This is a genomic window from Hamadaea tsunoensis DSM 44101, from assembly GCF_000428945.1.
Lineage (GTDB): Bacteria > Actinomycetota > Actinomycetes > Mycobacteriales > Micromonosporaceae > Hamadaea > Hamadaea tsunoensis.
Map to the genome: position 1 here is coordinate 241,282 of NZ_AUAX01000008.1, position 23,079 is coordinate 264,360.

Genomic DNA, 23,079 nt, shown 5'->3' on the forward strand with positions numbered 1-23,079 from the left:
TCGTAGACACCTGCCCCGGCCGCCGCATGCCAAACGCGGGCAGCCCCACGAGCACGGCAGCCCCCAAAGCGCGGTGGCCGGGGCAGGGCGGCGGTCAGGCCAGCGTCACGGTGATCGCGTCCGGCCCGTCGGCGAGATCCAGTTCCGCGATGTGCCCGGCGGCGCGGAGATCGTCGGACACTGTACGCAGCGCGTCCAGGAAGGCGGCCGATCCGCGCACGGACACGAGCGACACGGCCGCCTTCTGGGACACCTGGGCCGACGACTTCGTCTTCCGGACCGCCGCGATCACCGTCGAGGCCGCGGTCAGAGCGGCGTCACCGGGGCCGGCGGACGTGGGCGAAGCAGTGGGCCAGGCGGCCCGGTGCACCGACCCCGTACGCCACCACGACCACACCTCTTCCGCCACGAAGGACAGGACGGGCGCGAACAGCCGCAGCAGCACGTCGAGGGCCGACCGCATGGCGGTCACCGCCGATCCCGACGCGGCGGGAGTGAACGGTTCGCCGTAGGCGCGGGCTTTCGCGAGTTCGAGGTAGTCGTCGCAGAACTCCCAGAAGAACTTCTCGACCACGCCGAGCGCACCGGTGTAGTCGTAGTTCTCGAAGAGCGCCGACGCCTCGGCCACCACGCCGTCCAGCCGCGCCAGCATGGCGAGGTCGAGGGGTTCGGTCGCCGGCACGTCCACGGCGGGCAGGGACAGGATCAGCTTGGCCGCGTTGAGCAGCTTCGTCGCCAGCCGCCGCCCGATCCGCAGCTGCTCGTCGGAGAGCGCGGTGTCCACGCCGGGCCGCCCGGAGGCCGCCCAGTAGCGCAGCGCGTCCGGCCCGTACGCCTCGATCGCGTCGAGCGGCCGGGCGATCGTGCCCCGGCTCTTGGACATCTTCGTCCTGTCCTCGGCGAGCACCCAGCCCGAGATCACGGTGTCCTTCCAGGGCAGCACGCCGTGCTCGAGCTCGGCCCGCAGCACCGTCGTGAACAGCCAGGTACGGATGATCTCGTGCGCCTGCGGCCGCAGGTCCATCGGGAACACGTCGTGGTCCCCGGCGGCGAGATGCGGGCTCAGCGACGACGTCGCCCACGTGTCCATCACGTCGGGATCGGCCGTGAAGCCGCCGGGGCGGTCGCGCCGGTTTTCCGCGTACCCCCGGGGGGTGTCGGCGCGGGGATCCACGGGCAGTTGGTCGTCGTCGGGCGTGAGAGGCTTGGCGTAGATGGGTTCGCCCTGGTCGTCGAGGGGGTACCAGATCGGGATCGGCACGCCCGCGAAACGCTGGCGGCTGATCAGCCAGTCACCGGTGAGGCCGTTCACCCACGACTCGTAGCGGGCGCGCATGTGCGCGGGGTGCCAGGTGAGCTCGGCGCCGCGGGCCAGCAGCCGCGCGCGCAGCTCCGGGTCGCGGGAACCGTTGGTGATGTACCACTGGCGGCTCGTCACGATCTCCAGCGGCAGGTCGCCGCGCTCGTAGTACTTCACTGCGTGCCGCACCGCCCGCTGCCCGGTCACGGCCGGTCCCAGCAGCTCGATCATGCGCCGCCGCGCCTGCTTCGCGGTCAGCCCGGCCAGCTCCGCGTACCGGTCGCCGTCCACACCGGACGGTGCGTCGGGCAGCAGCCGCCCGTCCCGCCCGATCACGTTGCGGATCGGCAGGTCCAGGTCACGCCACCACACCACGTCGGTGAGGTCACCGAACGTGCACACCATCACCAGGCCCGAGCCCTGCGCCGGGTCCGCGTCCCGGTGCGCGCGGATCGGGATCTCCACCCCGAAATACGGCGTACGCGCAGCCGACCCGAACAGTCCCCGATACCGCTCGTCCTCCGGGTGGGCCACCAGCGCCACGCAGGCCGCCAGCAGCTCGGGGCGGGTGGTGGCGATCGTCAGCGGCCCGTCCGGCCCCTCGAAGGCGAGGTCGTAGAAGGTGCTGTCGGCGTCCCGGTACTCGATCTCGGCCTGGGCCACGGCCGTGCCGAACGTGGTGTCCCACAAAGTCGGCGCCTCGGCCAGGTACGCCTCGCCGCGCAGCACGTTGCGCAGGAACGCGCGCTGGGCGACGGCCCGCGAGCGTTCGCCGATCGTCTGGTACTTCAGCGACCAGTCCACGCTGAGTCCCACCGCGCGCCACACGTTCTCGAAGTGCCGCTCGTCGTGGTGGGTCACCGCGTCGCACAGTTCGAGGAAGTTGCGCCGGCTCACCGGCAGCCGGTCGCCGGCCTTGGCCGGTTTCTCCAGCGTTCCCGGCGTGCTCAGGTCCGGGTCGTAGGGCAGTCCCGGATCGCAGCGCACCCCGAACACGTTCTGCGTACGCTTCTCGGTCGGCAGGCCGTTGTCGTCCCATCCCATGGGGTAGAACACTTCCCGCCCGGTCATCCGCCGCTGCCGGGCGATCACGTCGGTCTGGGTGTAGGAGAACGCGTGCCCCATGTGCAGGGAGCCGCTCACCGTCGGCGGTGGGGTGTCGATGGCGTACACGCGCTCGCGCGGCGCCGACCGGTCGAAGGTGTAGATGCCGTCGGCGGCCCACCGGGCCGCCCACTTCTCGCCGATCCCGTCCAGGGCCGGCTTCTCAGGCAGATGCATTGTGTGCACCTTTCGATCTTGGGTTGTCAGGAAATGCGCGCGAGTTCGGCGCGCTGTACGAAGGCCGGGGTCAGCCGGCGGTCCGTACTCGGCGTACGCCTACGCCGCATACCTCGACTACCGGCCGCGGCTGTGCCTGCGGGACTCGGTTCATCGGGTTCGCGGTCGTGCGCACGTTCCCTCCCAGATCGATATGTCGGTGCGAAGAATCCACGATATCAGGCCGACTTCAAGATCTTTAAGATCAATTTCATGTCCCGGGTTCGTCGATCTCACCTCCGCTCCTCGCGCGGGAGACCGCTACGGCCTCTCCGCTCCGCTCCGAGGCCTCCACTGCCAGGCGAGTGAGGCGAAGCATCGTCCGCCGTCGCCCGGCGGCTGCTATGGATCTTCCGAGGGGTGGGACGTGCACCGGACTTTGTCCGGACTTTCGGGTTCCGCGGCCGCCTGGCCATGATCATGTGATGCGTATACGTCGAAAACCCGCGCCCGACGACGTATGTGCAGCACATGATCATGGGGACGTCGAAGGTGCCGCCCTGACTCCGCCTGGCCCTTTGTCGCGACTGTCCGACATGTACGGCGGGGTGCGCCGCGACCCCTTGATCATGTACCGCTACTTCGGCAGCGGGGCGCATATTTCCTTGATCATGTACCGCCATTTCGGCGAGAAAGCGCTCTCCCGCCGTTATAGCGGCACATGATCAAGGACCTCGGCGCGATCATGCCGTACACGCGGCCCGACCTGCCGCACATATCGGACAGTCGCGACAAAGGCCGGTCGAGGTTCAGGCTGAGACCGCGACCGGATCGCGGTGGACGATGCGTCGCCCCACCCACCTGGCAGTGGAGGCCTCGGAGCGAAGCGGAGAGGCCGGAGCGGTCTCCCGCGCGAGGAGCGGAGGTGAGATCGACGAACCCAGGACAATTTGATCTTGGATTTGATCTTGGTCGAGACGTCGATTCACACCGAATAAAAGCGTTACCCGCCCTAAACTGTGGCTTATGTCCGAGAGCAATCGTGCGTCCCTTCCCGAGCTGGCGCTGGGTGGCGCCGTGCTCGCCGCCGACACGGTCAGCGAGGCCGTGTCGGGATTCGCCCGGCGTACCGTCGCGGCCGGGCGGAAAACGGTCGCCGGCACCATCGGCGCCGGCAGCCGCGCCGTCACCGGAGCCCGCGACACCGCCGTGCAGAACCTCTACCGCCGCCGCGACGCCGGCCTGTCCAAGCTGCGCTCGACCGCCGAGGCCCAGCTCACCTGGGTCGAGACGACCATCGTGCCGCGCGTCGTCGACGACCTCATGCCCTACCTGACGAGCAGCGTCCTGCCCCGCATGATCGACGCGGCCCTGCCGCAGATCCGCGAGAAGGTCGTCCCGATCGTCATCGCCGACCTCGCCGAGAGTGAGGAGCTGCGCGAGCTGATCACCGAACAGAGCCGCGACGTCGTCGCCGACGCCGCCAGCGACCTGCGCGACAGCACGGCCGCCGCCGACGACCGGTTGGAGACCGGCTTCCGCCGCATCTTCCACCTCTCGGCCGCCCGGTAACGCGTGAGCACCGCCGGGGTCACGCTGAGACATTCGGCGTACGCGGGCCTGGTGTCGCGGATCGGCGGCCTGATCGTGGACGCGCTGATCGCCGCCGTCCTCGTGGCCGTCATCGCCAAGGGGATCCCGGAGCTGTGGAAGCTCGTCGCCGGGGAGCTGCCCGGCTGGGTACAGACCGTGCTGCGGTACGCGGCCGATTTCGCGCCGCTCGTCTACTTCGCCGGGGCGTGGCGGCTGACCGGCGAGACCATCGGCGGCTACCTGTTCGGCACCGTCGTACGCCGCACGGACGGCCGCCGCATCGGCGTGATCCGGGCCGTCCTGCGGGCCTTCATCGGCCTGCTGTTCGCCCCGGTCTGGCTGCTGGCCATGGTGACGGTGCTGTGGGACGAGCGCCGCCGCTCCCTGCTGGACATGGCCTTCGGGACCGTCGTCACGTACGCCCCCCGCCCCGGAACCCCCACTCCCCACAAGCCGTGATCCCGACGCCGTGATCCCGACGCCGTGATCCCGACGCCGTGATCCCGTTTGGATCAGGGAAATCACCCGAATCTTGGTCCAAGATTACGTGCCGATCCCTGATCCAAACGGGATCATGGAGCTGACGGTGGCCCCGGCGGTCAGGCGATGCGCAGCCAGACCGCCGTGTCGACCGGCAGCTCACCCTCGGCGGTCAGCGGTCCGCTGGTCAGCAGGATCTCCGCGTGCGGCGCGAGCGCCACCGGTCCCTCGGAGAGGTTGACCATGCACACCACCGGCTCCGCGCCGGGCCGCTCGAACGACAGCACGCCCGCGGGGGCGGCCAGCCAGTTCATCGGTCCGTCGCCGAGCACCGCGAGGGTACGCCGCAGTGCGATCGCCCGCCGGTAGAGGCCGAGCATCGAGTCGGGGTCGCCGGCCAGCGCCTCGACGGTGCGGTCGGCCCAGGTCGCCGGCTGCGGCAGCCAGGGCGAGTCGGTGGCGTCGGCCGGGCTGAACCCGAACGGCGCCGCCGAACCCGACCACGGCAGCGGGACGCGGCACCCGTCCCGGCCGGGGTTGGCACCGTGCGTACGGAAGAACATCGGGTCCTGGCGAAGCTCGTCCGGGATGTCCTCGACCTCCTCCAGACCGAGCTCCTCGCCCTGGTACAGGTAGACCGAGCCGGGCAGGGCCAGGTTGAGCAGCAGCGCCGCCCGGGAGCGGCGCAGTCCCAGCTCCCGATCCGTGTACGCGCCCAGCTGCCGGTAGTCCAGCGTGAACGACGTGTCGGCCCGGCCGTAGCGGGTCACGTGCCGGGGAACGTCGTGATTGGACAATACCCAGGTGGCGGGAGCGCCGACCGGGGCGTGCACCGCCAGCGTCTCGTCGATCACGGTACGCAGCGCGTCCGCCTGCCAGGCACAGCCGAGGAAGGCGAAGTTGAACGCGGTGTGCAACTCGTCCGGCCGCATGTACGCCGCGAACCGGTCCGCGTCCGGCAGCCACACCTCGCCGATGAGCGCCCGCTTGTCCGGGTAGGAGTCGGCGATCTCCCGCCACACCCGGTAGACGTCGTGCACCTCGTCCCGGTCCTCGAACGGATGCGGGTTCGGCGGGTCGGCCTGGTCGAAGTCGGCCAGCGTACGGTCCTTGAGCAGCAGGGCGGCCGAGTCGATCCGGACGCCGTCGGCACCCCGGTCGAACCAGAACCGCAGGACGTCCTCGAACTCCTCGCGGACCTTCGGGTTGTCCCAGTTGAGGTCGGGCTGCTCGGCGGCGAACAGGTGCAGGTACCACTCGCCCGGCGTACCGTCCGGGTTCTTGGTACGCGTCCACGCGGGACCGCCGAAGATGGACTGCCACTCGTTGGGCGGCAGTTCGCCGTCGGCGCCGCGCCCGGGCCGGAACCAGAACAGGTCCCGCGCGGCCGAGCCCGGCCCGGTACGCAGCGCCTCCTGGAACCACGGGTGCTGGTCGGAGCAGTGGTTCGGCACGACATCCGTAATGATCTTGATACCCAGCGCGTGCGCTTCCTGGATCAGCTCCTCGGCCTCTTCGAGGCTGCCGAACACGGGGTCGATCGCGCGGTAGTCCGACACGTCGTAGCCGGCGTCGGCCTGCGGAGAGGCGTACCACGGGTTGAACCACACCGCGTCCACCCCGAGTGCGGCCAGATGATCCAGGTGCGCGCGTACGCCCCTCAGGTCGCCGAGGCCGTCGCCGTTGCCGTCGGCGAAGCTCCGGGGGTAGATCTGGTAGATGACGGCGGAGCGCCACCAGGCGGCGGTGTCGTCCACGGTTGACCTCTTCCTTTGGTCGTCGGCCCGGACATGGGAGCGATCCCACGATAAGGGCGTGAAACGTGACTGTGCACGAGGCGGGCGGCGCCCATGCCGCCCGCCGGGGGTCGAACCGTTCTGCTACTCCTTGAGACCGCCCGTGGTCAGGCCGGCCATGATGCTGCGCTGGAAGATGAGGAAGAAGATGACGGTCGGGATCGCCGCGATGACGGCGGCCGCGATCACCACGTTCTGCGGCGTCCCGCCGGCGAAGGCGAAGATGCCGACGCTGATCGTGCGGGTCTCCGGCGAAGGCTCAACGAGCTTGGGCCACAGGAAGTCCTTCCACACCGCCGTCACCGCGAAGATGGACACCACGCCGAGGATCGGCCGCGAGATCGGCAGGATGATCGACCACAGCACCCGCAGCGGGCCCGCACCGTCGATGACCGCCGCCGACAGCAGGTCCTCGGGGATGGAGTCGAAGAAGCGCTTCAACAGGAAGATGTTGAAGGCGTTCGCCACCGCCGGCAGCCAGATCGCGAACGGCGAGTCCAGCAGGCTGATGTGCAGGAACGGCACGTCGATCGCGGTGAGGTACTGCGGGACGATGAGCACCATCGCCGGGATCATCAGGGTCGCCAGCATCGCGCCCAGCACGACGTTGCCGAACCGGGGACGCAGCTTCGACAGCGCGTACGCTGCCGCGGTGTCGAGCACCAGCTGGAACAGCAGCGCGCCGCCGGCGTAGTAGATCGTGTTGAACAGCAGCTTGCCGAGGTTCAGGTTGTTCCAGGCGTCGCTGTAGTTCTGCGGGTTCGGGTGCGCCGGCCAGAACGACGGCGGCGTCTGCGCGACCTCCTGGCCCGTCTTCAGCGCGCTGGTGACCATCCAGTACAGCGGGCCGATGAAGGCGATGGTGAAGATCAGCACGATCGAGATCAGCAGGACCCAGTAGACGACGGGACCCTTGCCCCGGGTCAGTTGGGTGTGCGAGATCAGCGTACGCGTGCCCATGTAGCGGTCGATGTTCTTCTTGGTAGCCACGTCGGTCCCCTAGTCCTGCTTCGCGCTCAGCCGCACGTACGCGAATGAGAAGCCGCCGAGCACCAGGAGCATGATGACGCCGAGCGCGGCCGCGCCGTTGAGGTCGTTCTGGAAGAAGCCGTGCTGGTAGATCAGGTACGCGACCGACGTCGCCGAGTCCTGCGATCCGGCGCCGTTGGCCAGGATGAGCGGCTCGATGAACAGCTGCATCGTCGCGACGACCTGGAGCATCGCCATCAGCGACAGGATCAGCTTGGTCTGCGGGATGGTGACGTGCCGGATCCGCTTGAACAGGCCGGCGCCGTCCAACTCGGCCGCCTCGTAGAGGTCGCCCGGGATGTTCTGCAGCGCGGCGAGGTAGATGAGGATCGCGCCGCCCATGTTCATCCAGGTGGACGCGAGAACCATCGCCGGCACGGCCATCTTCGGGTCTTGCATCCATTGCGACGTCGGCAGGTGCAAGAACCGGAGGATCGCGTTGAAAAGACCTGCGTCACTCGGGTCGTACGCGTAGTACTTGAAGAGGAACAGCGCCGACGCGGGCGGCAGCATCACCGGCAGGTACACCAGGACGCGCAGGTAGCCCTGGGCGTGGCGGAACTCGTTGAAGATGATGGCGACCACGAACGGCACCGCGTACCCGAGGATCAGGGCGAGGGCCGTGAAGTAGGCCGTGTTCTTCCAGGCCGTCCAGAAGCTCGGGTCCTGGACGATGCGGACGTAGTTGTCCCAGCCGACCCAGGTGGTCACGCCGCGACGGGTGCGCTGGAAGCTCATGATGATCCCGCGGATCATCGGCCACCAGCTGAACAGCGCGAAGCAGATGATCGCGCCGATGAGGAACGCGTACCCCGTGAGGTTGTTCCGGGTCTTGCCGGAACGGGACCGGCGCCTGAGCACCGCGGGGTCCGCGGGCAGCGTGGTCTCGTGGTGCATCGTCGCCGACGTCATCGAAGAAGCTCCTGCAGGTGAGGGTGGGGGCCGGCGAGGCCGGCCCCCACCGGGGATCACTTGGCGGCGGCGAGGGCCTGGTCGACCTTGTCGGACGCCTTCTTGAGCTGGTCGTCGATGTTCGCGTTCGGGTCCGTGAGGATCGCCGACATCGCGCCGTCGAGGATCGCGTAGATCGCCTGCGCGTTGGCCGGCTCGAACTTGATCGGAACCGGGTTGTTCGCGAAGAGGGCGAAGTCCTCCACGGTGACGTTCGCGTTCGCCATCTTCAGGTCGTTGTCCTGCTTGAAGGCGTCGCTGCCGGGCGTGAAGAGCTGCGGCTGCGGCAGACCCACCGGGTTGTTCTCCGGCTTCGACCGCACGTAGTCGAACTGGCCCTTACCGGGGGTCAGCTTCTCGTACGCCAGCCACATCAGGCCGGCCTTGACCTGGTCGGCCGACAGGCCCTTCTTGAAGAAGTAGCCCTCGCCACCGCCCAGGGTGCCCTTGGCGGCGCCGTCCTGGCCGGGCAGCGGAGCCATCGCCCAGTCCTGGTACTTGCCCTGGAACTGCGTGACGATCGCGGTCGTCGCGTCGGGCGCGCCGACGAACATGCCGACCTTGCCGGCGCCCGCGTTGGTCAGCAGGTCCGGCCACTGCAGGAGCTGCTTGGAGCCCATGCTGTTGTCGGTGTAGCGCATGTCCTTGAGGTTCTGCAGAACCTGCTTGCCCTGCGCGTTGTTGAAGTTGGCCTTCTTGCCGTCGTCCGTCACCGGGTTGCCACCCTGCGAGAACAGCTCGGCGGTGAAGTGCCAGCCGCCGGTGTTGCCGGCGCTGTAGTCGGAGTAACCGGCGATCCCGTTGCCCAGGGCGGCGATCTTCTTGGCCGCGTCGCGAACCTCGGCCCACGTCTTGGGCGGGTTCTTGACGTCGAGGCCGGCCTGCTGGAACAGGTTCTTGTTGTAGAGCAGACCCATCGAGTAGTTCTTGGTGGGGATGCCGTAGATCTTGCCGCCGTCGGTGAAGGCGCCCTTGGCCCCGTCACTGATGCTGTCCCAGGTCGGGATCGTGTCCTTGGTGACGTACTGCGTGATGTCCTGGGCCTGGCCCGAGTCCAGCACCTGCTGCAGGTCGGTCATGTAGCCGTAGAACACGTCCGTCACGGTGCCGCCGGCGAGCCGGGCGGTGAAGTCCGGCGGGTTGTCGCACTGCGCGCCCACCGAGACGCTCTTGATCGTGATGTTCGGGTGCAGCTTCTGGAACGCGTCGACGTCGGCGTTCCAGTCGCGCAGCAGATCCTTCTGCGCACCGACGGGCTGGCAGTCGACCGTGATGGTCACCTTGCCGTCGGCGCCCGTGGAGCTGTCACCCTTCGTGGAACAGGCCGCGAGGGCCAATCCCACGCCGGCCACGAGCGCGATGCTCGCGACCTTGCGGTATCGCGGTACGGACAACATCTATCCATCCCTTCGGGGAACGGGTTTGTCGCTGAGTGGAGTCACTGTAACTATCTCGACTCACGACGGCAATAGTCTGACAACCTTATGCAAAATTACGACTCGGTCACGACGACTGGGTTACGGACCCGGCCAGGGCAGGGTCTAGCTGCGCAGGACCGGTTTCAGCGCGATGACCTCAAGCAGCAAAAGGGGCGAACCGGGTACGCCTGACGCGACGCGGCCGCACCGTCGAGGAAGGGACGGCGGGGCAGCCGAGCGTCAGCCCGTTCGCAAATCGTAGAACTTGGCCCGCAAGAAATCCATAGAACACTGCAAGATTCTTACTGTCGGCCTTGGCCCGCTCCGGGAGACACCTCGACGGGAGCGGGCCGTTACGGCTGTGGTGCAAGGAAAAGCGTTCTCGTGCAAGAACCGGGGTGGGGCAGGAACAGGGTCGTGCGTCAAGCCACCGGACAGGAGGAAGGCGCTCAGGCCGACGGGGCCGGCCCGGTCGAACCGCGTACCACCAGTTCGGGTTCGAACAGCAACTCGTCGGTGGGCACCGGGTTGCCGGCGATCGCGCTGACGAGCAGGGCCACGACCGCCTGCCCCATCGCCTCGATCGGCTGGCGGATGGTCGTCAGCGGCGGGTCCGTGCACGTCATGAACGAGGAATCGTCGTATCCCACCACCGACACGTCGCCGGGAACGGACTTGTTCAGCCGGCGGGCCGCCCGGATCGCGCCGAGGGCGAGGACGTCGGAGGCGCAGATGAGCCCGGTCGCCCCCTTGGCGAGCAGGCGGCTGCCCGCGGCGTGGCCGCCCTCCAGCGAGAAGATCGTGTGCTCGTACAGCTCCGGATCGGCGGCCTTCGGCGTGAACCCGGCCAGCTTGCGCATGGAGGGCATGTGGTCCTCCGGGCCGACGATCAGACCGATCTTCTCGTGGCCGAGCGCGACCAGGTGCGCGTACGCCTGCTCGACCGCGTGGATGTCGTCGGTGGAGACCCGGGGGAACTTCACCCCCTCTATGGCGGCGTTCACGAGCACGGCGGGCAGCCCGCGATCGGCGAGCCGGTGGTAGTGCTCGTGTTCGGCGGCCGCCTGGGCGTAGTTGCCGCCGGCGAAGATCACCCCCGACACGTGCTGTTCGAGGAGCATGTCCACGTAGTCGCCCTCGGACACGCCGTGGGTGGTACGCGTACACAGCACCGGGGTGAACGCCCGGCGCGCGAGGGCGTCGGCGACGACCTCGGCGAAGGCGGGGAAGATGGGGTTGCCCAGTTCGGGCAGGACCAGGCCGACGAGGCGGGCTCGCTCACCACGCAGCTTGGTGGGGCGCTCGTAACCCAACACGTCGAGCGCTGTCAGCACGGCGGTACGTGTGGCCTCGGAGATGCCGGGCTTTCCGTTCAGCACCCGGGACACCGTGGCCTCACTGACCCCGACGTACTTTGCTACCTCAGCAAGTCTGCGCGTCATGTGTGCAAGCGTAATGCATCAGCGTGCAAGTGGCTTGCACGGATCCCTCGTCTAGTGGGTGAGAACTGATCCCCCATCCGGAGGATGTCCCTGATCTGCGGATTCACCCTGGGCCGAATCCATGATCTGCGAGGTCCGCGGCGGGCACGAGGCCGACTGGGACGTTACCGCTCCGATCGCGTACTTGCCACCCGTCACCCGTCCGGCGTCCCCGGAACGGCCGGTACGCCCGGGATCGCCCCGCCTACCAGCGGCGGTTGGGAACCGAGACGCCGGCGCGGACCAGGACGGTGCCGGGGCGGGTCAGCGGCCGGGAGGCCCGGGCCCGCAGCGGTCCCCCGCGCTCGCGCAACTGGCCGTAGTGGTAGACGAGCGCCGCGACGACGTCCCTCTTGCTGATGTCGGGCAGCTGCGCGCGGATCTCCCGCGGCGTCATCCCGTCGGCCACCATCGCGACCACGCAGCTCACCGGCACGCTCCCGCGTACGCAGGGCGCGCCCCCCATGACCAGGGGATCGACACTGATCCGGCTGTGTGCCATGGGCGCAATCTACCCCGCGGCCGCCGAAGTCACGCACCGTGTACCCGTTCATTCCCCCGGAAGGGCCTTCGGAGGGACCCTCGGATCGCCCGCCGAACCGGCCGGACGGATCTTGGATGGCCGCCGGGCACGCGCTATCGTCGCAGGCGTGACGCCCGTCACACGAAGCGCACAGTCCGACAGAGCCGTCCGGAGCCGACATGCCGAACCTCGCCCGCAACCTCGCCGCGACCGCCGAGCGCCTGCCCGGCAACGTCGCCGTACGCCTCGACGACCTCGCGGTGACCTATGCCGACCTGGCCGCCCAGGCCCGGTCGACCGCGGGCGCGCTGCGGGAGCTGGGTGTGCGGCCGGGTGACCGAGTCGGGCTGATGCTGCCGAACCTGCCCGCCTTCCCCGCCCTGTACTACGGGATCCTGTGGGCCGGCGGCGTGGTCGTGCCGATGAACCCGCTGCTGAAGTCGCGCGAGATCGAGTACTACCTGAGCGACTCCGGCTCGCGGATCCTCATCACGTACGCCGACGCCGCGACCGAGGCCAAGACGGGCGCCGACGCGGCCGGCACGACGCTGCTGATCGCCCACCCCGTGACGGGGATCGAGGCGGGCGGCGAGCCGGCGGGCGACGTGACCGAGCGGGACGACGAGGACACGGCCGTCATCCTCTACACGTCGGGGACCACCGGCCGGCCGAAGGGCGCCGAGCTGACCCACGCCAATCTCGGCCGCAACGCCGAGGTCGCGGCGCGTACGCTCTTCGAACTCACGTCCGACGACGTGATCATGGGCTGCCTGCCGCTGTTCCACTCCTTCGGCCAGAGCTGCGGCATGAACACCGCCGTGCTCGCCGGGGCGGCGCTGACCCTGATCCCCCGGTTCGACCCGGCCAAGGCGCTGCAGGTGATCGGGCGCGACCGGGTCACCATCTTCGAGGGCGTCCCCACCATGTACGCGGCGATGCTGCACCACCCCGACCGGGCCCAGGCCGACCTGAGCTCGCTGCGGCTGTCGGCCTCGGGCGGATCGGCGCTGCCCGTGGAGATCCTGCACGGCTTCGAGCAGGCGTTCGGGGCGGCGATCCTGGAAGGCTACGGCCTGTCGGAGACCTCGCCGGTGGCGTCGTTCAACCACCCGGACAAGCCCCGCAAGCCCGGCAGCATCGGTACGCCGATCGAAGGCGTCGAGATGAAGCTGGTGGACCTCGACGGCAGCGACATCCCGGCGGGACCGGGCCCGGACGGCGACCCGGACGGGCTGAGCCCGGTCGGCGAGATCGCGATCCGCGGCCACAACATCATGAAGGGCTACTGGCGCAACCCGGAGGCCACCGAGCAGTCCATTCCGGACGGTTGGTTCCGCAGCGGCGACCTCGCCCGGCAGGACGCCGACGGCTACTACTTCATCGTCGACCGCAAGAAGGACCTGATCATCCGGGGCGGTCTCAACGTCTACCCGCGCGAGGTCGAGGAGGTGCTCTACGAGCACCCGGCAGTGGCCGAGGCCGCCGTCGTCGGCATGCCGCACGCCACCCTCGGCGAGGAGATCGGCGCGGCCGTGGCCCTCAAGCCCGGCGCGTCGGCGACGCCCGAGGAGCTCAGCGCCTTCGTCAAGGAGCGGATCGCGCCCTACAAGTACCCCCGCCGGGTCTGGATCGTCGAGGCGCTGCCCAAGACCAGCACCGGCAAGATCCTCCGCCGCGAGGTGTCCGCGCCCGAGGCGTAGCCTCCCCCGCATGACCGATGACTTCACCGTTCGCTGGCACGCCTGGCACGACCGGCGCGAACAGCGGCTGCGCGCACCCTACGGCTGGCTCAGCCTCACCGGGCTGCACTGGCTCGGGCCGGATCCGCTGACCGTCGACGGGCTGCCGGGAGTGTGGCGTACCGACGCCGGCGCCGTCGTGGTCGAGGCCGCCGCGGACGCCGCGCTCGCCTACGGCGGCACCCTCCTCGACGGCTCGCTGCGCATCGCCACCACCGACGGCGAGGCCGAACACCCGGTCATGCTCGGCGAGCGGCGGATCGAGGTCATCGAGCGCGGCGGCTGGCTGGGGCTGCGCGTCCGCGATCCGCACTCGGCCACCCGCGCTTCCTTCACCGGCATTCCGGCGTACGCTCCGAGCGGCGACTGGGTCCTCGAAGGACGGTTCTCGGCGTACGCGCAGCCGAAACCGGTGCTCGTCCCGTCCGTCGTGGACGGCCTGAGCCAGCCCGACAACGAGACCGGAGTGATCCATTTCGAGTACGCCGGGAACGCGTACTCGCTGGTGGCCCTGGACGGGGGCGACGGCGCGCTGGACGTGCTGTTCCGCGACGCGACCAGCGGCGACACGACGTACGGCGCGGGCCGCACCCTGACCGTCGCGGCGCCGGACGCGGGCGGGCGGGTGACGCTGGACTTCAACCGCGCCTACAACCTGCCCTGCGCCTTCACCGAGTACGCGACCTGCCCGGTCGCTCCCCCGGAGAATCGCCTCCCCTTCCCCGTCACCGCCGGCGAACAATCCACCCACTGACCGATCTCCCCGTCCCTAGCCTTTGTCGCGACTGTCCGATTTGCACCTGCGGACGTCCGACGATCTTGCGCGAATGTCTCAATCTCCGTCCGGAATGCCCGATGTGTCCGGACATTCGCGCAAGATCGTCGGCAGGGTTGCGGGTTGGGGGGGCACTGTTCGGCTTGGCGTGGTCGGACTTTGTCGCGACTGTCCGATACAGGTTCGGCGGGCCGGCTCATCGGTGATCGTTCGCGGTGTGGATGTAGTTTTCGGCCCATCCCCTCGATCAACTGCAGTTGGTATGTAGCTACGGGCCGACTTCCTCCATCCGAACCGCTTTCGATCTTGGGCGAGGGTGCGATTTTTACATCTCGGCCGCTGTGGATCACGCCCGAGCCGCTCCGCCGCCAGCCCAGTCCGCAACGACCCTGATCTTCTCGGCGATCTTGCGCGAATGTCCGGGCATTTCGGGTACTCCGGACGAAATTCGAGGCGTTCGCGCAAGATCGTCGGGTGGCGACGGGGAGTCAGGAGTCGCGATCGGGGCGGCCCGCCAGCAACTCCTGGAGTTTGATCTTTCCCTGGATGAGCGGGCGGCGGAGCCGCCGCTCCCGCCACTGCGCTTTGGCCATCTTCTTGCGGCCCTTCGCGGTGTACGCGTGGTAGCGCCAGCGCGCCCACGGTGAGTCGGGCCGGGCGAGGCGGATCGCGCCGATGATGAGCAGGACGGGGATGAACAGGCCGACGAGCCCGGTCCAGATCTTGCGTTTGAGCAGCGTGATCAGGGCGAGGACGAGGTTGAGGACCGCGCCGATGATGCCGGTCGCGTAGAGCAGCGGTCCCCCGCCCTCGTCGTGGGCTTCCACCAGATCGGACACGCCGATCGGCTGGAAGCCGAGCAGCAGCAGGCCGGAGACGGCGACCGCGACGAAGATGGCGTCCACCGAGGTACGCCCCTTCTCCGACCAGTAGACGTCGTCGAGGTGCAGGATCAGGGCGAACTCGTCGAGGACGAGGGCCGAGCCGATCCCGAAGATCGCCGCGACGACGGAGAGCGCGGCGGTCTGGGTGTTCGGCAGGACGATCGCGGCGACGCCGCCGACGAGCATGAAGACCACGCCGAACACGACGTGGTGGATGTGCAGGCCGCCGGGGGTGACGTTGCCGGGCCACCAGCTCACGTTCGCGCGGATCAGCCGGACCGACAGCCGGATGAAGCCGAAGCCGACGATGACCCCGCAGAAGAAGCAGAACAGCGGCAGTCGGCCGGTCGCCACGATGTGCTGGTGGAACCATTCCCCCATCCCTCAATTCTGGGCAATCCACGCATCTTGCGTTCATGGAATCCGTAGCCTCAGGACATGCGCGACTGGTCACTCGTCACCGGGGTCGTCCCCGGGGTCGTCGTGATCATCGGTGCGCTCGCGCTCGTCTACCTGCTCGCGCGGCGCAGCCGGCGGTGGTGGCTGGTCCAGGTCCCGGTCGCGGCGGCCGTCTCGGCCGGGCTGGTGCTGCTGGCGGCGTACCTGGTGAACAACGTGTTCCAGCTGTTCCCGGATCCGCTGCCGACCGAGGTGCTGGTCTGGCTCGGCGTGGCCGTCTTCGCGCTGCTGCTGGCGGTCATGCGGCCGACCGCACGTCTGGCGGCTCGGGACAAGCCCTCCCCGGCTCCGGGGTCGCGCTGGTACGCGTGGATCGCCTCGATCGTCGCCGCGCTGCTGGTGATCCTGGCCTGCGGCGCCCAGATCAATTCGTTCTACGCGCAGTACCCGACGCTCGGGTCGCTGTTCGGCACGGACGCGCCCGAGCTGACCGCCTTCGGCGACGTGAACGGCAAGCAGGTCACCCTGATCGCGCCGCCGCCCGGCGGTACGCTCAGCCAGGTCTGGTCGCCCCCGGCGGGGATGCCGGCCCAGGGCGCGGTGTCGGAGGTGCCGATCCCCGGCACGATCTCCGGATTCCCGGCGCGGCCGGCGTACGTATATCTGCCGCCGGCGTACCTGGTGCAGCCGCGGGCGCAGCTGCCGGTGCTCATGCTGCTGCCGGGCCAGCCCGGCGGTCCGTCGGACTGGTTCGACACAGGACAGATCACGAAGACGCTCGACGCGTACGCGCGCTCGCACAAGGGGCTCGCTCCGGTGGTGGTCGCGCCCGACGCGACCGGGTCGACGTTCGCCAACACTCTGTGCGCCGACACGAGCCGAGGCCACGCGGCGACCTACCTGACCCAGGACGTACCGAACTGGATCAAGGACAACCTGCAGGTGGCCGGGGACCGGGGCGGGTGGGGCGTCGGCGGCTACTCGTTCGGCGGCACGTGCGCCCTGCAGACCGCCCTGTACGCGCCGGCCACCTTCGCGTCCTTCATCGACATCTCCGGTCAGGACGAACCGACGCTGGGCTCGCGCGAGCGGACCGTGAACGAGGCGTTCGGCGGGGACGCGGCGGCGTTCGCGAAGGTGAACCCGGCCGACATCCTGAAGTCGGTCCGGTTCCCGGCGACCGCGGGCTACTTCGCCGTCGGCGACCACGACTCCACCTACCGCCCACAGCAACAGGCCATGTACGCCGCCTGCCAGTCGGCCGGCCTCGCCGCCGAGTACCACGAGTTGCCGGGCGGCCATTCGTGGGGCGTCTGGCGACCGGCCATCGCCCAGGCCCTGCCGTGGTTCGCCGCCCGGGCCCAGCTGAGCAACTGAGTCCCACTGAGTCCCCGTGGAAGCGACCGACCGAGCCGAGGAGGGCGGCGTGACCGACCAGGCCGTCGAGGAGATCGAACCGGCGGCGCCCGCCGCACCGGAGCCGGTGTCGCGCTGGCGGGCGCTGGTGGCGTGGTTCGCCGACGTCCTCTGGCATTCGCCGGTGTCCCTGGGCCTGCTCGCCGCGCTGTGGGTGATCGGCGCGGTCACCGGCAGCCTGCGCGGTCCGGACGAGGCACTGCTCGCCCGGTACGGGGCCGGCGTCATCCCGCTCGAACTCGGTCGCTGGTGGACACCGATCACCTCCGGGCTCTGGTGCGCGTCGCTGGCCGCGTACATCGCCACGACCCTGATCCTCGTCCTCGTCTGCGCGCCGGCCGAGCGGCGGATCGGCTCGCTGCGTACGCTCGGCGTCCTGCTCGCCTGCCAGATCGCGGGCGTCCTGCTGGCGGTGGGGCTGGCGAAGGTCGGCAGCTTCGGGGACTGGTGGCTCACCAGCATCGCGGCGACCCTGGCGGTCGGCGGCTCGACCGGGCCGATCGGCGCGGCGCTGGCCGCGAGCGCGCTGTACCCGACGCTGTGGCGGCGGCGCCTGCGGCTGTTCATGATCCTGACGCTGGCCATCCTGGCGCTCTACATCGGCGAGTTGCAGGACCTGATCCGGCTGCTCGGCGGGCTCGTCGGTCTCGGCCTCGGCGCCCTGCTCTTCCGGCGCGTCCGCGACCGCTCCGTCCCGCACCGCTCGTCGCACACCGAGGTACGCGTCCTCGTCGCGCTCGTCGTGGCGGCGGCCGGGATCGGCGCGCTCGCGGCGACCTTCGTCCCGTTCCCGGTCGGGCCGCTGTCGGCGTACTCGGACTTCTTCGCGGCGCGGCCGGAATCGGTGCAGCACGTCAACGAGGTGTGCGCGGATCCGTCGCTCGCCGGCTACTGCCGGTCGCTGCGTACCGAGCGGCTGTTCGCGGCGTACCCGCCCCGGCTGATGGCGGTCATGCCCGCACTGTTCCTGCTGGTGGCGGCCGAGGGGTTGCGGCGCGGCAAGCGGCTGGCCTGGTGGGTGGCGGCGGCGCTCAACGCCGCGGTCCTCGTCCTCGTCGTCGGGGGGATCTTCGTCACACCGCCCGACGAGCAGGACTCCGGCTTCCTCTGGAACAACCTCGAACCGCTCCTGCTCCCCGTCGGCACCATCGTCGTCTTGCTGCTCACCCGCCGTCACTTCGACCGGCCCGTCCCGCGATCGAGCGGCCGGCGGATCGCGCTGGTCTCGGGCGTCGTACTGGCCGCGCTGATCGTGCTGCACCTGGTGGCAGGCTGGTTCCTGCGCCACCAGTTCGACCCCGTCGCCACCCTGAGCAAGCTCGTCCGCGGGCTGCCGGCCCGGCTCCTCCCACCGTTCTACTCCGACCTGGTACGCGTACCGGTCGTGCCCACCGGCGGGCTGCCGAAGGCGATCTACATGTACGGCGGGCTGATCTTCTGGCTGACCGTCCTCCTCGGGCTCCTCTGGGCCTTCACGCGCGCCGGGACGGCTCAGGACTCCGCCGCCCAGACGAAGGCCCGGGCGCTGCTCGCCTCCGGCGGCGGCTCGACGCTGTCGTACATGACGACCTGGCCCGGCAACACCTACTGGTTCGCGGCCGACGGGCGGGCGGCGGTCGCGTACCGGGTGGTCGGCGGCGTGGCGGTCACCACAGGCGATCCTTTCGGCGAACCCGACGCCCGGGCGGCGGCCGTCGGCCGGTTCGCCGCCTTCTGCGGGGACAACGGCTGGACACCTTGTTTCTACAGTGTGACCCAGCCCATACGCGCCGCCGCCGAGGCGCTGGGCTGGAAGTCCGTGCAGGTCGCCGAGGACACCGTGATCCCGCTCGGCGACCTCGCCTTCACCGGTAAGAAGTGGCAGGACGTGCGTACCGCCCTGAACAAGGCGAAGAAGGAGGGCATCACCGCCGAGTGGTGGACCTACCCCAAGGCGCCGCTCGCCATCACCGACCAGGTACGCGCGATCTCCGAGGAGTGGGTCGCCGACAAGGGGATGCCGGAGATGGGCTTCACGCTCGGCGGACTGGACGAGCTGAACGATCCGGATGTGCGCTGCCTCATAGCCCTCGACGAGCAGCGGACCGTACACGGAGTAACCAGCTGGTTACCGGTCTATGCTGACGGGATGGTCACGGGCTGGACTCTCGACTTCATGCGCCGCCGGGCGAACGGGTTCCGCGGCGTCGTCGAGTTCCTCATCGCCTCCGCCGGGCTCGGCGCGCAGGAGGAAGGAGCGAAGTTCCTGAGCCTCTCCGGCGCTCCGCTCGCCCGCCTCGACAGGGGCGAGGACTTCGGCCCGCTGCAGAAGCTGCTCGACGGAGCGGGCAAGGCGCTCGAGCCCGTCTACGGGTTCCGCTCGCTGTTCGCGTTCAAGGCGAAGTTCCAGCCGGCGTACGAACCGCTGTACATGGCGTACCCGGATCCGGCCGCGCTGCCGGCGATCGGCAATGCGATCGGGCGGGCGTACCTGCCGCACATGACAGCGGGTCAGGGCCTCCGACTGGTACGCCGACTCGTTGGGTAGCGCTCTGCGTAATGACCGTGTTACGCTCTGTGGTAACGAGTGATGTGCTGGTTTGGGGGTATCACTTCCGCGGCACCCTAAATGTATGAATTGCCTATTTCGTACCGTCGTCGTCTTGGCGCAACCTGATCGGCCACGAGTACGAAGAAATAGACAGCCATACCAGTGACGCATGCCATTAAATGCAGGTGGGCAGCGGGTTTATCGCCCGTCTAAGCTCGACCAATGCGCCAAGACAACGACGTCCAGGCCGGACGCACGCGAATTCTTACGCAGAAGTTCGCCAGCCTTCGGTCCACCCTGACCACCAACCTGCGCGAGCACCTCAACCTGGAGAACGCGGTCGCCCTGCGCCAGCGGGCCAAGCCGCAGCACGCGGTCATCCTCGGCCTCGTGAGCCTCGCCGCTGTGGGCGCCCTGTCCCACAGCACTCCCGCGAACGCGGAGGCCACCAACTCGACGAAGGCGACCACCGTCGCCGAGGCCGCCCGTGCGCAGGTCTCCGCAGCGGACCGCTCGCAGCGGGCCGCCACGGTCAAGACCCCCGCCACCGCCAAGGCCGCCACCCCGGCGAAGACCGCCAAGGCCACTCCCACGACGATCGCCCCTGTCGCGGGTCTCGACCAGACCCAGATGAAGAACGCCATCGCCATCGTCAAGGCGGGCCAGGAGCTCGGCATCCCCGAGCGCGGCCAGATCGTCGCCGTCGCCACCGCGATGCAGGAGAGCAAGCTGTACAACCTGGCGAGCTACGTCGTCCCCGAGTCCCTGAAGTACGCCCACGAGGGCACGGGCGCGGACTACGACTCCGTCGGACTGTTCCAGCAGCGGTACACCACCGGCTGGGGCACTGTGAAGAGCATCATGAACCCCAGCGAGTCGGCGAAGAAGTTCTACCGCGCGCTGCAGGGCGTCGGTGGCTGGCAGAACATGCCGATCACCGTGGCCGCGCAGACCGTGCAGGGCTCGGCCTTCCCGGACGCGTACGCCCAGCACACGGGCAACGCGACGGCGGTCGTCAAGGCGATCAACGCCGCTCAGAAGTGACGTAAACCCCTTCAGCGACAACCCCTATAGCTCGAACGCCTCGTGCGGTGGCTCCCTTCGGTGGGACCCACCGCGCGAGGCGTTTGCGGCTACTATCCTTCCCGGCGACCAGGCGTCCACATGCGACGCCCGCCGACGGCGAAGGAGCGTTACGGGGATGCGGCGGATCACCTGGCTGGCGGCGGCGCTTCTGCTGACGGCCTGCACCTCGGACCCGGGTGAACCACATCTCACCGCGTCGCCGTCGGCATCGCCCGCGACGGTGGTCGCGGGCGACTTCCTCCAGGTGACGTCGGGCCGCCCGGAGGCCACCAGCGACGTCTCCCACGCCCAGAAGAGCATCGACCCGCAGCAGGCCACGCTGATCGGACCGACCTTCGCCGCCCGGTTCGACTGGACCGCGACGGTGCCCCGGATCGGAGCCGAGGACGCCGTGTCGCTCCGGCTCGACGGGCCGATCGAAGCTCCGGCCGGGCAGGAGCTCTTCCTCGCCCACCTCGCGAAGGAACAGCCGAAGACGCTCGGCGTACCGGACACCACACCCGCCGCCGTGAAGCTGACCGTCGGCGACCACACGCGTACGCTCGCCGGGACCGTCCCCTATGGTGACGCGACCTACATCGTGGCGGTGCCCGCAGGTGCGCCGGTCCGCTACGCCGTCACCGACAAGCAGCGTACGCAGACCCTGGATCTGCGTACGGGCAAGCGGGCGGCGGACGCGATCGCGGGGTTCTATCCCACGTTCGAAGCCAAGTCCGTGTGGCTGAAATCCGAGGTCCGCCTCGATCCGCGCAAGGGCGACCTGACCGTCGCCGGCGGCCTGACCCTCGTCCCGTGGACCCAGGAGCACGGCTGGGCGGCGGCCGGCCGGGGCTGGCTGGTCTACGAGGCCAGCTTCAACCAGATCATCGGCTACGAGGACGACGAGAAGGTCGACGTCCGGCGCAGCCTCACCGTGCTGGCCGGCGGTAAGGCGTACCCGGCCGTGGCGGACATCGTCACACCGGGGTTCACCGGATCGCTGACCGACGCCGGCCGGGCCACGGTGTACTTCAGCGTCCCGGCCGGTACGCGATCGGCGACGATCAAGCTGACGCCGCACGGGACCTGCAAAGGCGGCTGCCTCTTCGGCCCCGGCGACTCGACGACCGTCACCCTGGCCGCCCGCGCGGCCTGACGCTCAGGTGTTGATGGACAGCGTACGCATCTCGTGATGGTGCTGCAGGTACGCGCGTACCTGCAGCAGTGCCGCGATCCCCTCGCCGACGGCCGACCCGAGCTGCTTGGTCGATCCGGCGCGGACGTCGCCGGCCGCGAACACGCCCGGCACGGTCGTCTGGAAATCGTCCCCGGTACGCAGGAAGCCCCACTCGTCGGTGTCGATGCTGCCGTCGAGGAAGCCCGTGTTCGGGTCGAGGCCGATGAAGATGAACGCCGCTTCGGGCCGCCACCGCAGCTCCTCGCCGGTCGCCCGGTCGCGGCCCACCACCTCGGTGAGCTTGCCCCCGGCCCCGATCACCTCGACGACCTCGACGTTCGTGTGGATCTCGAATTTGGGGTGCGCGCGTACCTTGTCCTGCAGCAGCTGCGAGGCGGTCAGCGCGGGTCCACGCTGGACGATCCGGATCCGGTCGGCGAACTGGGCCAGGAACAGCCCTTCCTCCAGGCCGGAATTGCCGCCGCCGACCACGAGCAGCTCGTGCGCGCCCTTGTAGAAGGGCCCGTCGCAGGTGGCGCAGAAATGCAGCCCGGCGCCGATCAGGTCGTCCTCGCCCGGCACCCCCATCCGCCGGTACGTGGATCCGGTCGCCACGATGGCAGCGGTGGCCTCGATCTGCTGACCGGTGCCGAGAGTGATCGCGACGTGCCCGTCGTCCGGCTCGATCGTGGCGACCGAGACCGCCGACAGCAGCTCGACGCCGTACCGCTGGGCCTGCGTGACGAACCGCTCGGCCAGGTCCGCCCCGCCGACGCCGTCCGGGAATCCGGGATAGTTGTCGATCCGCTCGGTCACGCCGGCCTGACCGCCGAGCGAGCTCTTGTCGATGACCACCGCGTCGATGCCCTCGCGCGCCGCGTAGATCGCCGCCGCCAGGCCCGCCGGGCCGCCGCCGACGATCGCGAGGTCGTACACCTCGCGCTCGGCCTGCAGGGTCAGGCCCAGCTTGGTCGCCAGCTCGTCATTGGACGGTTCCAGCAGGATGCTGTCGTCCGGGAAGACGACCATGGGGATCGTCCGGCCGCCGTTCTGCCGCTCCTGCACGATGCGCAGGCCCTCGGCGTCCTGGTCGATGTCCGTCCAGTCGTAGGGGACGCGATGCTCGCCGAGGAACTTCTTCGCCTGCCGGCAGTCCGGGCACCAGGGTGCGCCGTAGACCTTCAACCGCTCCATTCCCCGCATCCTATGGTCGCCGGCCGCGATTCGTTCCTTACGAAATGCGGATGAGCGGTTCTGCCTGGA

Annotated in this window: 18 protein-coding genes; 9 read left to right on the forward strand and 9 right to left on the reverse strand. The window is 69.4% G+C overall.

All coding sequences use genetic code 11. From position 1 onward, the window contains the following. Positions 1-94: 94 nt before the first annotated feature. A complete protein-coding gene (gene valS / locus G401_RS0117280; protein WP_034591927.1) occupies positions 95-2,581 on the reverse strand; it encodes a valine--tRNA ligase in 2,487 nt (828 codons plus the stop codon). Positions 2,582-3,045: 464 nt separating this feature from the next. Between valS and G401_RS55880 the strand changes: the two genes are divergently transcribed. The 3 genes from G401_RS55880 (at position 3,046) to G401_RS0117295 (ending at position 4,612) form a co-directional block, all read left to right on the forward strand. Further along, positions 3,046-3,285, forward strand: a complete 240-nt coding sequence (locus G401_RS55880) for a hypothetical protein (RefSeq protein ID WP_157545814.1) — start codon at positions 3,046-3,048, stop codon at positions 3,283-3,285. 301 nt (positions 3,286-3,586) lie between these two features. Then, positions 3,587-4,132, forward strand: a complete 546-nt coding sequence (locus G401_RS0117290; protein ID WP_027343500.1) for a hypothetical protein — start codon at positions 3,587-3,589, stop codon at positions 4,130-4,132. 3 nt (positions 4,133-4,135) lie between these two features. Further along, complete coding sequence (locus tag G401_RS0117295) at positions 4,136-4,612, forward strand: RDD family protein (protein ID WP_027343501.1); 477 nt, start codon at positions 4,136-4,138, stop codon at positions 4,610-4,612. A gap of 140 nt (positions 4,613-4,752) precedes the next feature. On the opposite strand, the gene G401_RS0117300 is transcribed toward G401_RS0117295, so the two are convergent. The 6 genes from G401_RS0117300 to G401_RS46345 form a co-directional block, all read right to left on the reverse strand. Continuing rightward, positions 4,753-6,390 (reverse strand): glycoside hydrolase family 13 protein, encoded by a 1,638-nt coding sequence (locus tag G401_RS0117300; protein ID WP_027343502.1) that lies wholly within the window; start codon positions 6,388-6,390, stop codon positions 4,753-4,755. A gap of 123 nt (positions 6,391-6,513) precedes the next feature. Continuing rightward, the gene (locus G401_RS0117305; protein ID WP_027343503.1) at positions 6,514-7,389 is read right to left on the reverse strand and encodes a carbohydrate ABC transporter permease; all 876 of its coding nucleotides are present in this window, start codon (positions 7,387-7,389) and stop codon (positions 6,514-6,516) included. A gap of 39 nt (positions 7,390-7,428) precedes the next feature. Then, positions 7,429-8,370: a carbohydrate ABC transporter permease gene (locus G401_RS46340; RefSeq protein ID WP_084557286.1), complete on the reverse strand. Its 942-nt coding sequence runs from the start codon at positions 8,368-8,370 to the stop codon at positions 7,429-7,431. 56 nt (positions 8,371-8,426) lie between these two features. Continuing rightward, positions 8,427-9,806, reverse strand: coding sequence for an ABC transporter substrate-binding protein (locus G401_RS0117315; RefSeq protein ID WP_034591929.1), 1,380 nt, complete (start codon positions 9,804-9,806; stop codon positions 8,427-8,429). Between the two features lie 470 nt (positions 9,807-10,276). Beyond that, complete coding sequence (locus G401_RS0117320; RefSeq protein WP_027343505.1) at positions 10,277-11,269, reverse strand: LacI family DNA-binding transcriptional regulator; 993 nt, start codon at positions 11,267-11,269, stop codon at positions 10,277-10,279. Positions 11,270-11,513: 244 nt separating this feature from the next. Next, the gene (locus G401_RS46345; RefSeq protein ID WP_034591931.1) at positions 11,514-11,810 is read right to left on the reverse strand and encodes a DUF433 domain-containing protein; all 297 of its coding nucleotides are present in this window, start codon (positions 11,808-11,810) and stop codon (positions 11,514-11,516) included. A gap of 200 nt (positions 11,811-12,010) precedes the next feature. Between G401_RS46345 and G401_RS0117330 the strand changes: the two genes are divergently transcribed. Then, the gene (locus tag G401_RS0117330; protein WP_027343506.1) at positions 12,011-13,531 is read left to right on the forward strand and encodes a long-chain-fatty-acid--CoA ligase; all 1,521 of its coding nucleotides are present in this window, start codon (positions 12,011-12,013) and stop codon (positions 13,529-13,531) included. Positions 13,532-13,541: 10 nt separating this feature from the next. Then, positions 13,542-14,324 carry a DUF1684 domain-containing protein gene (locus tag G401_RS0117335; protein WP_027343507.1) on the forward strand — a complete coding sequence of 261 codons (783 nt, stop codon included), beginning with the start codon at positions 13,542-13,544 and terminating at the stop codon, positions 14,322-14,324. 509 nt (positions 14,325-14,833) lie between these two features. On the opposite strand, the gene G401_RS46350 is transcribed toward G401_RS0117335, so the two are convergent. Then, positions 14,834-15,610 carry a hypothetical protein gene (locus tag G401_RS46350; protein WP_034591933.1) on the reverse strand — a complete coding sequence of 259 codons (777 nt, stop codon included), beginning with the start codon at positions 15,608-15,610 and terminating at the stop codon, positions 14,834-14,836. A gap of 57 nt (positions 15,611-15,667) precedes the next feature. Here G401_RS46350 and G401_RS0117345 point away from each other — a divergent pair, with 57 nt between their 5' ends. The 4 genes from G401_RS0117345 to G401_RS0117360 all read left to right on the forward strand — a co-directional run bounded on the left by G401_RS0117345 (position 15,668) and on the right by G401_RS0117360 (position 21,795). Then, positions 15,668-17,005, forward strand: coding sequence for an alpha/beta hydrolase (locus G401_RS0117345; RefSeq protein ID WP_027343508.1), 1,338 nt, complete (start codon positions 15,668-15,670; stop codon positions 17,003-17,005). A gap of 16 nt (positions 17,006-17,021) precedes the next feature. Beyond that, positions 17,022-19,571, forward strand: a complete 2,550-nt coding sequence (locus G401_RS0117350) for a rhomboid family intramembrane serine protease (RefSeq protein ID WP_157545816.1) — start codon at positions 17,022-17,024, stop codon at positions 19,569-19,571. A 225-nt stretch (positions 19,572-19,796) separates the two neighbouring features. Continuing rightward, a complete protein-coding gene (locus tag G401_RS46355) occupies positions 19,797-20,618 on the forward strand; it encodes a hypothetical protein (RefSeq protein WP_051366758.1) in 822 nt (273 codons plus the stop codon). 157 nt (positions 20,619-20,775) lie between these two features. Continuing rightward, complete coding sequence (locus G401_RS0117360) at positions 20,776-21,795, forward strand: hypothetical protein (protein ID WP_027343510.1); 1,020 nt, start codon at positions 20,776-20,778, stop codon at positions 21,793-21,795. A 3-nt stretch (positions 21,796-21,798) separates the two neighbouring features. Here the strand turns inward: G401_RS0117360 and G401_RS46360 are convergent, their stop codons facing one another. Further along, entirely contained in the window at positions 21,799-23,010 is a 1,212-nt protein-coding gene (locus tag G401_RS46360) for an FAD-dependent oxidoreductase (protein WP_051366759.1), read from the reverse strand. Positions 23,011-23,079: the final 69 nt, after the last annotated feature.